Genomic DNA, 13,709 nt, shown 5'->3' on the forward strand with positions numbered 1-13,709 from the left:
TTACCAGAACCATTCAGAGTTACTGAAGTGGTAGCACAGGTAAGTTCCATGTTCTCACCAGCTTCTGCAGTAGGAGCAGTGATATCCTGAGTAACTTCAACAGAATCAGTTACAAAACATCCATTATCGTTATCAGTTACCGTTAGTGTATAAGTTCCAACTACAGAAACACCTGGCATCGCCTCAGAAGAAGTAAATCCTTCAGGACCCGTCCATGCGTAAGAAAGATCAGCATCAGTATTGGTTGAATCCCCAGAACCATTTAGTGTTACTGAAGTGGTAGTACAGGTAAGTTCCATGTCATCACCAGCTTCCGCAGTTGGAGCGGTGTTATCCTGAATTACTTCAACAGAATTCGTAGCAAAACAACCGTTGTCAAGATCGGTCACTGTAAGGACATAAACTCCGGCAGCAGTCACTTCTAAAGTAGCCTGGGTTCCCACTTCAGTACCATCAGCGGTATCCATCGTCCAGGAATAAGAAGGAGTTCCGTTCACTACAGATCCAGAAGCATCCAGCGTAATTTCAGTATTGTTACAGTTTAATTCTTCATTACCATCGATAGAAGCAGTAGGAACGTTAGCGTCCTTAGTTACTTCCACCGTATCGGTTGCAAAACAACCATTATCATTATCAGTTACAGTCAGTGTATAAATACCTTCCACAGTTACACTAGGAGTAGCCATATCAGAAGAAAACTCTCCTGGACCTGTCCATGCGTAAGAAAGATCAGCATCATCATTGGTAGAGTTACCAGAACCATTCAGAGTTACTGAAGTGGTAGCACAGGTAAGTTCCATGTTCTCACCAGCTTCCGCAGTAGGAGCGTTGATATCCTGAGTAACTTCAACAGAATCAGTTACAAAACATCCGTTATCGTTATCAGTTACCGTTAGTGTGTATATTCCAACTACAGAAACACCTGGCATCGCCTCGTCAGAAGTAAATCCTTCAGGACCCGTCCATGCGTAAGAAAGATCAGCATCAGTATTGGTAGAATCCCCTGAACCATTCAGAGTTACTGAAGTGGTAGTACAAGTAAGTTCCATGTCATCACCAGCTTCCGCAGTAGGAGCGGTATTATCCTGAATTACTTCAACAGAATTCGTATCAAAACAACCGTTGTCAAGATCGGTCACTGTAAGGACATAAACTCCGGCAGCAGTCACTTCTAAAGTAGCCTGGGTTCCCACTTCAGTACCATCAGCGGTATCCATCGTCCAGGAATAAGAAGGAGTTCCGTTCACTACAGATCCAGAAGCATTCAGCGTAATTTCAGTATTGTTACAGTTTAGTTCGTCATTACCATCGATAGAAGCAGTAGGAACGTTAGCGTCCTTAGTTACTTCCACCGTATCGGTTGCAAAACAACCATTATCATTATCAGTTACAGTCAGTGTATAAGTACCTTCCACAGTGACACTAGGAGTAGCCATATCAGAAGAAAATTCTCCCGGACCTGTCCATGCGTAAGAAAGGTCAGCATCATCATTGGTAGAGTTACCAGAACCATTCAGAGTTACTGAAGTAGTGGCACAGGTAAGTTCCATGTTCTCACCAGCTTCCGCAGTAGGAGCAGTGATATCCTGAGTAACTTCTACAGAATCAGTTACAAAACATCCGTTGTCGTTATCAGTTACCGTTAGTGTGTATGTTCCAACTACAGAAACACCTGGCATCGCCTCAGAAGAAGTAAATCCTTCCGGTCCCGTCCATGCGTAAGAAAGATCAGCATCAGTATTGTTAGAATCCCCAGAACCATTTAATGTTACAGAAGTGGTAGTACAAGTTAGTTCCATGTTCTGACCAGCTTCCGCAGTAGGAGCCTCATTAATCGTTATTGTAGCCGTACCAGTCTCAACCTCGTTCCCAGGACAGGTGTTATTAACGATGATTGCTCTATAACTGGTAGTAACCGCAACATCGGTGGCAGTATAAATATTAGAGGTATTAGCAATGTCTGTCCAACCTAAACCTTCATTTTTTTGCCATTTGACTATAGCCCCATAATTACCTGATAGAGTTAGAACTGTAGAGTTTTGTGTAGAACAATAAGAAGACGATCCATCTATACTTCCATTAACCGCAATATCTATATCAAAACTTTCATAATTACAGACATTGGCAGTGATACTTTTACCAGCAAAAGATATATAAGAACCGAGATTTATATTGAAGCCTTCAGCTAAATCGCATACATCGATTATTGAACCATCCCCGGATAATGGGATCTTTATTTCTATAAATTTGTCATCAGCTGGATCATAATCACCTACAGCTGCAATAATTCCGCTACCGGTATAATTTACTAAACTTGTTCCATTATACTTAAAAACAGAAGCCGTATTACCACTGGCATTCACCTGTAATACAACATCTGCGCCTGGAAAACTGTAAGATTCGCCTTTAAAAGTTTCGGAAACCAAATCCAGGGTAGGATCAGTATCTATATAATACCTGAAAGTCGCCTGACCTGCGTTACCATTGTAAAATCCAAGCAATAGATAGGGCCCTTCAATGTCACTCTTAACTATTGAATAAACCTGCTTTACATTACATGTTCCCGTAGCGTTTAGATCAACATCTCTTACCTGACCACCTGCATATTCACTCGCACTAAAATCACCATCTGGTGTAAATACTTGAGCATATGCACTATCTGCACTGAACAGGAAAATTGCCAGAAAAGCTAATATTAAGCTTTTAGCCAAAGTTAAACCTGTAGTTTTCTTGAAGGTATTTTTCCAAATCATATCAATAATGTTTAGAATTATCAATTCTATTTTTTCTCGGTCTTAGCGAGTTTGTTCGAATAATTTCAATAGTTGTGACTTTCAGAGAAAATCCTTTTTTTCTTCTGAATTGGGGAATGCAATAAAATTTGAAAGACAACCTGTAGTTTTGAGGAACTACTTTAGAGAAGTGTGGGGGTGACTCTATTATGGTGCTATTCTGAAGTAAAATTAGATAGAATTAAAGGTCGAAGTGTGTAATAATCAGCTTTTTAGATATAAAGCGTTATAATCTCGTTCAATGGCGGTTTCCAATCCTTAGATCGGGTGACAAAGTGCAAATTGAAAAATTATCTGTGAGAATTTTGTAGGAATTTAATAATTTCTGCAGTTCCAATTCCTTGTTTTTAAGATAATGACAAGGGATAAAGTACTGATTAGCAGTGCTGAAGTAAATAAAAATTTTGTAGTCCGTTAAATTTTTATATTGTCGGTAAAAAAGAAGATTTGTGTACAATATCCGACAAAATGCATGTTTTTTGCATCCATCATTAAATGTTTTAGAATCCGTCAGAAACATTTCTATCTTACTTTCGAAACTCGTAAATTGCAGGAAAAGCGGCCTAAACATGAACAAAAATCTAAACGATTACCGTAAATCCTACAAAAAAGATCGAATAGAAGATGATGCTATACCTGAGGACCCTTTACAATTCTTTCAGGATTGGTTCAACCAGGCTGATAACTTAGATGATATCCTTGAAGCCAATGCAATGAACATCGCTACGGTTGGAAAAGATATGGTCCCAAAGTCACGAATTATTCTATTGAAAGCTTTCGGACTGGAGGGATTTCATTTCTATACAAATTACTCTTCAGATAAAGGAAAGGCTCTGGCTGAAAATCCTAACTGTTGCCTGTCATTTTTCTGGCCAGAACTGGAAAAACAGGTCATCATCCAGGGAACTGCAGTAAAAATTTCCGAAGAAGAGTCGGAAGCATATTTTCATTCGAGACCTAAAGGGAGTCAGCTGGGGGCCATGGCATCAGATCAAAGTTCTGTAATTCCTTCGAGGGAATATCTTGAAGAAAAATTATCCAGTCTTGAAGAAAAATATGATTCAAAAGAAATTCCGAAGCCAAAAGACTGGGGAGGATATGTGTTCCAGCCAGAAATTTTTGAATTCTGGCAGGGAAGGGAAAGCCGTCTGCATGACCGCATACGCTACAAAAAAATTACGAACTCCTGGAACTACGAACGTTTAGCACCATAATCTATGAAGCGATTAATATTAGTAAGACATGGTAAATCATCCTGGGAGAATGAGCTTCCGGATCACAAACGACCATTAAAGAAAAGAGCTTATAAGGATGCTGAGCTGGTTCTAAAAAACTTCCGGAACTTCTATCAGCAAGGTGGATTGTTTTGGACCAGTTACGCAGTTCGCGCACATGAAACTGCGAAGCTTTTTAAGAAGAATCTGAATATAACAGATCCAGATTTTGAAGTAAAAGAGGAGCTTTATACCTTCAATCAAAACGAATTACTTAGAGAGATACAGCAATGTCCTGATGACCGGGATCAACTTATTGTTTTTGGCCATAATCCGGCTATGACAATCCTCGTTAATTTCCTTGGAGATAAGAAATTTGATAATGTTCCAACAACTGGCCTCACGGTGATCGATTTTGAAGCTGATTCATGGCGAAATATTGACAATGGAAAGACCATTTTACATCTATTTCCTAAAAATCTCCGCTAGAATTTATGGCTAACAAGAAATATACGAACCGCGAATTAAGCTGGTTAAGCTTTAATGCGAGAGTTTTACAGGAAGCGGCAGACGAAACAGTGCCCCTGATCGAGAGATTGAGATTCCTGGGAATCTTTTCAAATAACCTTGATGAATTCTTTAAGGTACGTTATGCCACCGTTAAAAGAATTGATCTTGCCGGGAAAGCCGCCAAAAGTGTTCTTGGCGGAATTAAAGCGAGTAAACTTCTAGAAGCAATTACTAAAATTGTTATAGATCAACAGTCTGAAAGTCTTAAGATCCTCGAAGATATCCAGGAAAAGCTGAAGGAGCATAATATCCATGTCATTAATGAGAATGAAGTGACCTACAAGCAGCAGGACTTCATTAAAAACTATTTTTTAAGCAAAGTTAGTCCGGCTCTGGTTACCATTATCCTGAATGAACTTCCTGAAATGCCGTCATTAAAAGATTCCGCAGCATATCTGGCGGTGAAGATGGTGATGACCGAAGAAGTAGAACAGAAAGATGGAATAGACAGGATCCTAAAGAGAAAAACGAAGGAAAAGCGATATGTTTTAATTGAAATTCCCCGGAATATCGAGCGATTTGTTGTACTTCCAGAGGAGGATGGAAAGCAGTACATTATCCTTCTTGATGACCTCATTCGGTATAACCTGCATACAATTTTTAATATTTTTGATTACGAAAGTCTTTCGGCACACATGATCAAAATTACGCGGGACGCGGGATTGGATCTGGATAGCGATCTTAGTAAAAGTTTTATAGAAAAGATTTCAGACAGTGTGAAGGACCGAATAAAAGGAGATCCTGTTCGATTTGTTTATGATAAAAATATTGATAGCGAGACTCTTACTTATTTGATGAATAAAATGGGTATCGAATCTACTGATAGTATCATTCCTGGTGGACGATATCACAACAGGAGGGACTATATGGATTTCCCAAGTCTGGGACGGCCAGAGCTACAATTCGAAAAACGGGAACCTTTGCCAATTCCCGGCCTGATTCTTCAAACAAGTGTACTAAAAGGTATTGCTGAAAAGGATTACTTATTATATACACCTTACCAAAGTTTTGCTTATGTAGTTAAATTCCTGAGAGAAGCAGCCCTGGATCCTAAGGTTAAAACAATTAAGATCACAATTTACAGGCTGGCAAAGATTTCACATATCGCCAGTTCCCTGATCAACGCGGTTAAAAACGGCAAAAAAGTTACAGTTCAAATCGAATTGCGAGCGAGGTTCGATGAAGTGGCGAATATTCGTTACGCCGAACAAATGCAGGAAGAAGGTGTCAATTTGATTTTTGGAGTTCCGGGACTTAAAGTACATTGTAAAACCTGTGTGATAGAGCGTGAAGAAGAAGGTAAACTCAAGAGATACGGTTTCATAAGTACAGGAAACTTTAATGAAAATACCTCGAGGCTTTATACAGATTATACGCTGTTCACTGCAGATGCTGCCATCCTGAAGGAAATAGATATGGTCTTTGAATTTTTTGAGACGAATTACAAGGTGAACAAGTACAAGCACTTGATCGTTTCACCGCACTATACAAGAAATGTTATTTATAGTCTTATCCAGGCTGAAATTGATAATGCGAAGAACGGAAAACCTGCAGGTATAAGGTTAAAGCTGAATAGTTTGTCAGACAATGGAGTGATCGACAAATTATACATGGCTAGCAAGGCCGGAGTAAAGATCAAATTGATCGTTCGAGGAATCTGTTGCCTGAATCCTGGCATTGAAGGGATTAGTGATAACATAGAGGCTATTAGTATTGTAGACAAATTTCTAGAGCATCCAAGGGTTTATATTTTCGAGAATGGTGGAAATCGTAAGGTTTACATTTCATCTGCAGATCTTATGACTAGAAATCTGGATCAACGAGTGGAAATTTCCTGTCCTATTTACGATGAGGATATCAAGCAGGAACTTATAGAAACCTTTGAAATTAGCTGGAGTGATAATGTGAAAGCCAGAACACATTGCAGAGGCATGGACAATCCCTATCGACGTACCAATGGTGAAAGGGTAAGATCCCAGTTCGCGCTATATGATTATTATTTAAGAAAAACTGAAATTTACGAATGATCAAACAAAAGAATTTCGCTGCTATAGATATTGGATCCAACGCCGTAAGACTGTTGGTGTCAACTATTACTGAAAAGGAAGGTAAAGAACCAATGTTTCGCAAAACCTCGCTGGTACGTGTTCCTATAAGACTTGGTGCAGATGTATTTCTGAAGAAGAAAGTTTCAGAAAAGAATACCATGCGCATGATCGATACTATGCATGCCTTTAATCTCTTGATGAAATCTCATGGTGTGGAGAAATACAAGGCTTACGCAACTTCGGCAATGCGGGAAGCAACTAATGGTAACGAGATTGCTGCTATAATTAAAGAGAAATCTGGAATTAATATTGAGATCATTGACGGATCTCATGAGGCTGCGATCATCGCCGCTACAGATCTTCACGCACTTATCCAGAACGATTGTAACTATTTATACGTAGATGTTGGGGGTGGAAGTACAGAATACACTATGTATAGTAATGGGAAAACGGTTGCCTCAAGATCGTTCAAAGTAGGAACTGTAAGAATGATGGAAGATCTTGTTGAGCATCATACCTGGGAAGAAATGCGGGAATGGGTTAAAGAAACTACCAGGGATTACGATGATATCGATCTTATAGGTTCCGGAGGAAACATCAACAATATTTTTAAAACCAGTGCAAAGAAGGAAGGAAAGGCTCTAAGTTTGAAGTATATGAAAGATTACGACGAAAAGCTGAATTCTTATACTTACGAGGAGCGAATCACCGAACTGGATCTAAAGAATGACCGCGCAGATGTGATCATCCCGGCTACAAAGATCTATGTAAATTCTATGAAGTGGGCTCGTGCCAACTGGATCCATGTACCTAAAATTGGACTTGCAGATGGTATCATTAAATCTCTTTATAATGATTCTAAGAGGAAAAAGGTCTAACCGTGAATACTTTCTTTAGTTCCCAGATCCTTCATGATTTTGGCCTCAAATTCCAGTAGATCCTCCCATTTCTGATCTACTATTTTCCGGTCTTCACCATACTGCCGGGCGAATTTCAGGAACATCGTATAGTGGTTCGCTTCGCTTATCATCAAATCCCGGTAAAATTTTGCCAGATCTTTATCTTCCAGTTCTTCAGAAAGTAGTCTGAAACGTTCGCAGCTACGGGCTTCGATCAAACCAGCGATAAGAAGACGATGTACTAGTTGAGTGGATCTGCTACCGCCTTTAGGGAAAAACTTTAAAAGTTGTATAACGTACTCATCTTTACGATCCCAACCCATCTTACATCCCATATTTAGCAGCCGGTCGTGTACCATTTTAAAATGTCCCATTTCTTCTCTTGCAAGCGCGGTCATGGCGTTTACCAGGTCAGAATATTCCGGAAAACTTACAATAAGGGAAATCGCTGTAGAAGCTGCTTTTTGTTCACAGTACGCATGATCAACAAGGATCTCTTCAATATTTTTCTCTGCAATATCAGCCCATCTCGGGTCTGTAGGTAATTTTAATCCCAACATAATTATACATCTAAATCAAAGGTTGCTCGCAATTGGTCGAGTAGAGGATTGGCCTCTTTCAGTTTTTCATATTTTTCCTGCGGAGTAAAGGCGTATTTTTTGGAAACAGCTTCATCTACATGAATGATCAGCTTTATATGCGTATTTCTAAGTCTGGCTTTTATAAAATTCATCAGTCTGTTCTCTTCCCGTTCAAGATCTATCTTCATCGTTTCATTCGGAAAGGTGAGATGAATATCTCTATTTTCAAGGCTGGGTGTTTGCGATTCGAAAATAGATGCGAGAATCTTTTCACCTTTATTCTTCAGTTTTTCTGAATAATTTTTCCATTCCCGTATCATATCTTCTTCGGAAAACTCATCATCCATTACCTCTTCAACAGGTAACATCGCTTTTTGTTTTTCCGCCAGTTCCTTTTTTTTACTAATGCTCTTTAAAGACAGGCCAGATACCTTTTCCCGTTTGATCTCAGGAAGAATCTTTTTCGTTCTAACAGGTTCTTCTTCAGCAACTTTTCTAAATTCCTGTACTTCGGTCTTTTCAGTAGAGTTCGATGTTTGCTTCGGAAGATTTAAAGAATCAAGGTTTGCATCGGTTTCAGGATTGGTTTCAGCAGCCTTAGTCTGAGTTGCGGCTGAAAATTCATTAGAATCTGAAGGACTCTCTTTTGAATAATAAGTTGCCTCTTCTGGTTTAGCACATGATTCCGGTGCTTTTTTAGGATCTGGAAGACCAATTTCTTCAGCAGGAGTAGAGCTGTCATGCTCATTTTCCCTTAGCAGTTCTTTCTTCTCATTCGATATTTGAACCGAATGCTGAGTGAAATGTTCCGGGGGAACTATGTTGCGTTCAGACTTTTTTTTTTGCGTCTCGAAAGTGATCGAAGCCAGTTGCATTAAGCAAAGTTCAACCAGCAATCTTTGATTCTGACTCGTCTTATACTTTAAATCGCAGGAATTTGCAAGTTCAATTGCTTCCATCAAAAATTGATGTGAAGTTTGTTGAGACTGTTCAAAATATCGAGCTTTTGTTTGTTCTCCCACTTCTAGCAATTGGATGGTTTTCTGATCCTTGCAAACCAAAAGATCTCTAAAGTGAGATGCCAGTCCTGCAATGAAATGATGTCCATCAAATCCTGTAGATAGGATTTCATTAAATTTCAGAAGTAATTGAGGAATATCATTCGCGAGAATCAAATCTGTGACCTGCATATAAGTGTCATAATCCAGAACATTCAGATTTTCTGTAACTGCCTGTCTGGTAAGCTCATTTCCGCTGAAACTGACCACACGATCATAGATAGACAATGCATCACGCATCGCACCATCGGCTTTTTGAGCGATAATATGCAAGGCGTCATCTTCTGCTTTTACACCTTCCTGTTCAGCGATATAACCAAGATAGTTCTTCGCATCTGTTACAGTAATTCTCTTAAAATCAAAGATCTGGCAACGAGACAGGATCGTTGGAATGATTTTGTGCTTTTCTGTCGTGGCCAGTATAAAAATAGCATGTTTTGGCGGTTCTTCAAGAGTCTTCAAAAAAGCATTGAATGCGGAAGCAGATAGCATATGCACCTCATCAATAATATATACCTTATATTTTCCAACCTGTGGCGGGATACGAACCTGGTCAATAAGATTCCGAATATCATCTACCGAGTTGTTCGAAGCCGCATCCAGTTCAAATATATTGAAAGCGAAATCTTCGTCTGGAGCCTGAGTACCATCATGATTGATCATTTTTGCGAGGATACGCGCACAGGTAGTTTTACCTACACCACGAGGTCCTGTAAATAACAAAGCCTGGGCGAGATGATTGTTATGGATAGCGTTCGCGAGCGTATTGGTGATCGCTTGCTGTCCAACAACATCTTTGAATGTTTGAGGCCTGTATTTACGTGCTGATACTACAAAATGTTCCATCAAAATCTATTGAACTACAAATATAAAAATCCCAATTCTAATCGAGGTGGACCGGGGTGTTTTTTATGAACAAATGACTTAAGAAATGAACATAATTTGACTTACATTTGCCGGAAGCAGGCCGCCTTATCGCTTCGACATATACCTCGGAGAGGAAAGTCCGGACACCACAGGGCAGTATAGTGGGTAACGCCCACCGATCGTGAGATCAGGACCAGTGCAACAGAAAGAATGTACAGGTTAAGCTGTAGTGAAACCAGGTAAACTCTATGCGGTGCAATGCCATGTAAACCGGCATTTAAGGATCGCCCGTCCGTTGCCGGAGGGTAGGCAGCTCAAGATTAGTGGTAACGCTAATTTTAGATAAATGATAAGGAATCCGATCTTATTATCGGATGACAGAATCCGGCTTATAGGCCTGCTTTTTTATTCTCTATTCGTTGGTACACTCGTACATAATCGATTTTGAATTTCTGCGGAAAATTTGAATCATCGATCTCTCCTGCCCACTTTCCTCCAAGTGCGAGATTGATCAATAGAAAGAATGGCTTTCTAAATGGATTGTTAGTAGTTCCGGCATCTGCAATTTCAAACGTATGATAAACTTCATCATCTACCAGGAATTGGATGCGATCCCTGTCCCAGTCTACTGCATATACATGGAATTTTTCTGTAACAATATCGACGTAAGTAGTATCAGTTTTTGAAACGATCTCATTCTGCTCATTTGCATAATGAACACTTCCATGAATTTCTCCCTGGTTTTTTCCTACATGTTCCATAATATCGATCTCACCAGCTTCAGGGTACTTTACGTCTTTGAAGTTTGAACCTAGCATCCAAATTGCAGGCCAGGATCCGGCAGACTTTGGTAAACTCGCACGAACATCTATTCGGCCATATTTAAAATCAAACTTTCCCGAGGTGTGAATACTACCAGAAGTGTAGTTGGTTTCCGGTGTGTTGATGCGATAATCTTTTATCGTAGGATCGTAATCAGGATTTTCAAAATACTCGTTTCTGGCGGTTATAATTAATTTACCGTTTTTAACGCGTACATTTTTTTTTCTTGAAGTGTAATATTGTGCCTCCAGATTTCTAATGAATCCGGTTTCATAACTCCATTTTGTAGGATCTGGTTTTCCCGAATGATCAAATTCATCCTGCCAGACCAGTTTCATTTGTTGGGCATTCATCATAAAACCTGTAAAAAATAGAATAGTAGTAGCGGTTAACTGTAGCCTTCTAAAACTTCGAATTCTGAGAAAGCATCCCATTGGCCCAGGCAAGAGCTTCAGATTTATTATCAAACATCTCGAAAGGAATTGTTGCAAATTGTTTTTCAAAATTAGCAGTAAGGGCACCATCATTTTCACGTAGTACAATTGCGATCCCAATTAAAGATTTTCTTTGAATTAGATCTATATAGATAACAGGATTAACGTTGTACTTGTTCTTCCTATTGCTTATATATACCCATTTTCTATCTCCAAAGTGATCGTAGAAGATTTCCCTCATTTCTTCGATCTGTTCCTTATCAAGAACCTGGTCTTCCTTAATCGTAGAAATCACATATTGTTCATGTAGTTCAAGATCAGCATACGTGAGGTTAAGTCTTCTTACCTGGTGTGTCATCGTATGAAGGTAGTAATTATTCAAAGAAACTAAAAACGCTACTTCCGTATTTTCTCTGATGACTATAATGGGGAAACTGACTTAGATCTGTGTGTTTAGAGTGTTCAATAATCAATGAACCATCCTCGTTTAACAGGTCACGATCAAAGATTATTTCAGCGATCTTTCCAAATTGATCTGTAGTAAAATCGTAAGGAGGGTCGGCAAAAATTAGATCAGATCTTGTAGCTCCTTTTTCAAGATATTTATAAACATCACTTTTAATAGCTATTATTGAAAGCTCCAGTTCTTCAGAAGTCTTCTTAATAAATTTAACGCAGTCAAAATGTGCATCTACAGCAGTAATATCTTTGGCGCCGCGGGAACCGAATTCAAATGCCAAATTGCCTGTTCCAGAAAATAGATCAAGTATTTTAAGTTCTGAAATATGATACTGGTTATTCAGAATATTAAACAGCGCTTCCTTAGCCATATCTGTCGTTGGTCTAACCGGCAGTTTTGAAGGAGCGGTAATTCGTCTTCCTTTATGCTTTCCTGATATTATTCTCATGATAGACTTTTAATGTTTAAATATTCGGCCAAAGGATATTTCGGCTTCGCTTCTTCGGAAAAACTGAAAGTATGGAATACGTCTAAAAAGGAAATATTCGTGATGTATCTGTACGCTATATTATATTCTTCTGAATTTTTTGTGATATCACCGAGCAAGATCAATTCAACCTCTTTAGGATCGAGCTCAAGTTGTTCCAGAGTGAATAGCAGGTAGTAAATAAAATCTTCTTTAGTATCAAATTCGAAACTATTAGCGAAGATCAATTTAGAGTTCTGGATCACTACCAATTCGTTATGATGTAAATGAGTATGTAAATAAATCTTGGGTTTTTCGGAAGATTTTATTTTCAGTAGGTTATCAATAAGAATACTCAGACTATGCCGGTATTCAAATTCACCGAACATATCAAAGAAATAATTGATGATATTGGCGTAGGGGATGTACACATTAACAAGTTCATTATTGATCTCGTCATGAGCAATAAAGTCGGTTTTAAGTATTTTGGTATTAAACTTCAGGAAACTTACTGCCTGATCTTCGTCAAACAATTCGGAAGGAACTAGTGTAAAAAGTGTATTGGTGAAAAATAAACTGGCTTCCTGAACCGGTTGCTGAAGAATGGGCTCTTCTTCAATAATAAGTTCTATCCTGGAAAGGACTTTTATAGGATCGAGTTGTTTTTCAAAATCAAAACTTTTCAAATATTCGATCTCCTGGCGCTCTTTATCCAGGATACAAAAAGAAAGTCCATCCAGGCTAACCTGAATGGACATCTTTTTATTTGCTTTGATATTACTAGTCGTTGTCGCTATCTCCACCATATCTGTCAAACCCATTACCACTGGTACTAACTTCTGTCATACTACCAACGCTAATGTATCTTCCGTTTACATCATCCACAGACTGTACTTCATTTTCCTGAAGAATTAGAGTTCTATCTTGATCTGATAGTACTACAGCTTTAGGAATTCTAGCTTCGAATACTGGAATTTTATTATCACCTTTTTGAATCGTACCTGCTCTAAGTTCGAACTTTTCGTTCACCCCTTCTACAGGAACATTCATCATGGTTTGATATCTTTCTTTATCACCTTTAAACAATGAGTCACTTACTGGCACGAAACCTAAAGTGTCAATGATCACTTTTTCAATGTTCTTATCTACACCGTAAGTTTTGGCGTACTCTTCGTCTAGCATTACAGTATCACGTCTTTGCGTGATCGCAAATTCAGCAGTGTCAAGGAAACGAACCAGGCTATCCCAGTTACCAGTGAATTTTCCAGTTACTTCCTGATGTGCAAGCTCAGCAGCTCTGATATCCTTAAGATTTTTAATTACTTTGGTATATCTCTTTTCCTTAATCTTATTAAATTGTAGTGGTTCGTAAACCGCGTTGAAAGTAAGATATGCCAGGAAGATAATAACCAACCAAAGAAGTATCTGAATTACAAATCTCATGCTTTTAAAATTTAGTTTAGTTTAAAGGTTAATGGGTTACACGCAAATCTACAAC

The 13,709-nt window shown here is 38.8% G+C and carries 10 protein-coding genes, 1 other RNA gene and 2 pseudogenes; 5 read left to right on the forward strand and 8 right to left on the reverse strand.

Features of this window, described 5'->3' with window-relative positions:
* Nucleotides 1-2,753, reverse strand: a pseudogene (locus ACNI3T_RS11320) (PKD domain-containing protein); the annotation flags it as partial.
* A 608-nt stretch (nt 2,754-3,361) separates the two neighbouring features.
* On the opposite strand from ACNI3T_RS11320, the gene pdxH reads away from it, so the two are divergent.
* The 4 genes from pdxH to ACNI3T_RS11340 are packed head-to-tail and all read left to right on the forward strand — an operon-like array spanning nt 3,362 to nt 7,502.
* Entirely contained in the window at nt 3,362-4,006 is a 645-nt protein-coding gene (gene pdxH / locus ACNI3T_RS11325) for a pyridoxamine 5'-phosphate oxidase (RefSeq protein WP_418227906.1), read from the forward strand.
* Nucleotides 4,007-4,009: 3 nt separating this feature from the next.
* Nucleotides 4,010-4,495, forward strand: coding sequence for a SixA phosphatase family protein (locus ACNI3T_RS11330; protein WP_322302676.1), 486 nt, complete (start codon nt 4,010-4,012; stop codon nt 4,493-4,495).
* 5 nt (nt 4,496-4,500) lie between these two features.
* Complete coding sequence (gene ppk1 / locus ACNI3T_RS11335; protein ID WP_418227907.1) at nt 4,501-6,603, forward strand: polyphosphate kinase 1; 2,103 nt, start codon at nt 4,501-4,503, stop codon at nt 6,601-6,603.
* On the forward strand, nt 6,600-7,502 hold the full coding sequence (locus tag ACNI3T_RS11340) for a Ppx/GppA phosphatase family protein (RefSeq protein ID WP_418227908.1): 903 nt from the start codon (nt 6,600-6,602) through the stop codon (nt 7,500-7,502). The genes ppk1 and ACNI3T_RS11340 overlap by 4 nt, the downstream gene beginning before the upstream one ends.
* Here the strand turns inward: ACNI3T_RS11340 and ACNI3T_RS11345 are convergent.
* The gene (locus ACNI3T_RS11345; RefSeq protein WP_418227909.1) at nt 7,499-8,083 is read right to left on the reverse strand and encodes a MiaE family protein; all 585 of its coding nucleotides are present in this window, start codon (nt 8,081-8,083) and stop codon (nt 7,499-7,501) included. The two genes, ACNI3T_RS11340 and ACNI3T_RS11345, sit on opposite strands and share 4 nt — an antisense overlap.
* Before the next feature lie 2 nt (nt 8,084-8,085).
* Nucleotides 8,086-10,008 carry a DNA polymerase III subunit gamma/tau gene (locus ACNI3T_RS11350; protein WP_418227910.1) on the reverse strand — a complete coding sequence of 641 codons (1,923 nt, stop codon included), beginning with the start codon at nt 10,006-10,008 and terminating at the stop codon, nt 8,086-8,088.
* A gap of 113 nt (nt 10,009-10,121) precedes the next feature.
* On the opposite strand from ACNI3T_RS11350, the gene rnpB reads away from it, so the two are divergent.
* Nucleotides 10,122-10,437, forward strand: an RNA gene (rnpB, locus tag ACNI3T_RS11355) — RNase P RNA component class A.
* Nucleotides 10,438-10,472: 35 nt separating this feature from the next.
* Here rnpB and ACNI3T_RS11360 read toward each other — a convergent pair.
* The 5 genes and pseudogenes from ACNI3T_RS11360 to ACNI3T_RS11380 all read right to left on the reverse strand — a co-directional run.
* Nucleotides 10,473-11,285 (reverse strand): annotated as a pseudogene (locus ACNI3T_RS11360) (glycoside hydrolase family 16 protein); the annotation flags it as partial.
* Complete coding sequence (locus tag ACNI3T_RS11365) at nt 11,254-11,643, reverse strand: hypothetical protein (protein WP_418227911.1); 390 nt, start codon at nt 11,641-11,643, stop codon at nt 11,254-11,256. The gene ACNI3T_RS11365 and the pseudogene ACNI3T_RS11360, both read right to left, overlap by 32 nt.
* Before the next feature lie 16 nt (nt 11,644-11,659).
* Entirely contained in the window at nt 11,660-12,193 is a 534-nt protein-coding gene (locus ACNI3T_RS11370; RefSeq protein ID WP_418227912.1) for an RsmD family RNA methyltransferase, read from the reverse strand.
* The gene (locus ACNI3T_RS11375; protein ID WP_418227913.1) at nt 12,190-12,969 is read right to left on the reverse strand and encodes a DUF3822 family protein; all 780 of its coding nucleotides are present in this window, start codon (nt 12,967-12,969) and stop codon (nt 12,190-12,192) included. The genes ACNI3T_RS11370 and ACNI3T_RS11375 overlap by 4 nt, the downstream gene beginning before the upstream one ends.
* Nucleotides 12,970-12,991: 22 nt before the next feature.
* Complete coding sequence (locus tag ACNI3T_RS11380; protein WP_405198569.1) at nt 12,992-13,654, reverse strand: hypothetical protein; 663 nt, start codon at nt 13,652-13,654, stop codon at nt 12,992-12,994.
* Nucleotides 13,655-13,709 lie beyond the last annotated feature (55 nt).

Source organism: Christiangramia qingdaonensis (assembly GCF_048381525.1).
Lineage (GTDB): Bacteria > Bacteroidota > Bacteroidia > Flavobacteriales > Flavobacteriaceae > Christiangramia.

Bases quoted from the DNA above. Each gene is read 5' to 3' on its own strand.
- pdxH (WP_418227906.1), top strand. From the start codon at position 3,362: ATGAACAAAAATCTAAACGATTACCGTAAATCCTACAAAAAAGATCGA.
- ACNI3T_RS11330 (WP_322302676.1), top strand. From the start codon at position 4,010: ATGAAGCGATTAATATTAGTAAGACATGGTAAATCATCCTGGGAGAAT.
- ppk1 (WP_418227907.1), top strand. From the start codon at position 4,501: ATGGCTAACAAGAAATATACGAACCGCGAATTAAGCTGGTTAAGCTTT.
- ACNI3T_RS11340 (WP_418227908.1), top strand. From the start codon at position 6,600: ATGATCAAACAAAAGAATTTCGCTGCTATAGATATTGGATCCAACGCC.
- ACNI3T_RS11345 (WP_418227909.1), bottom strand. From the start codon at position 8,083: ATGTTGGGATTAAAATTACCTACAGACCCGAGATGGGCTGATATTGCA.
- ACNI3T_RS11350 (WP_418227910.1), bottom strand. From the start codon at position 10,008: ATGGAACATTTTGTAGTATCAGCACGTAAATACAGGCCTCAAACATTC.
- ACNI3T_RS11365 (WP_418227911.1), bottom strand. From the start codon at position 11,643: ATGACACACCAGGTAAGAAGACTTAACCTCACGTATGCTGATCTTGAA.
- ACNI3T_RS11370 (WP_418227912.1), bottom strand. From the start codon at position 12,193: ATGAGAATAATATCAGGAAAGCATAAAGGAAGACGAATTACCGCTCCT.
- ACNI3T_RS11375 (WP_418227913.1), bottom strand. From the start codon at position 12,969: ATGTCCATTCAGGTTAGCCTGGATGGACTTTCTTTTTGTATCCTGGAT.
- ACNI3T_RS11380 (WP_405198569.1), bottom strand. From the start codon at position 13,654: ATGAGATTTGTAATTCAGATACTTCTTTGGTTGGTTATTATCTTCCTG.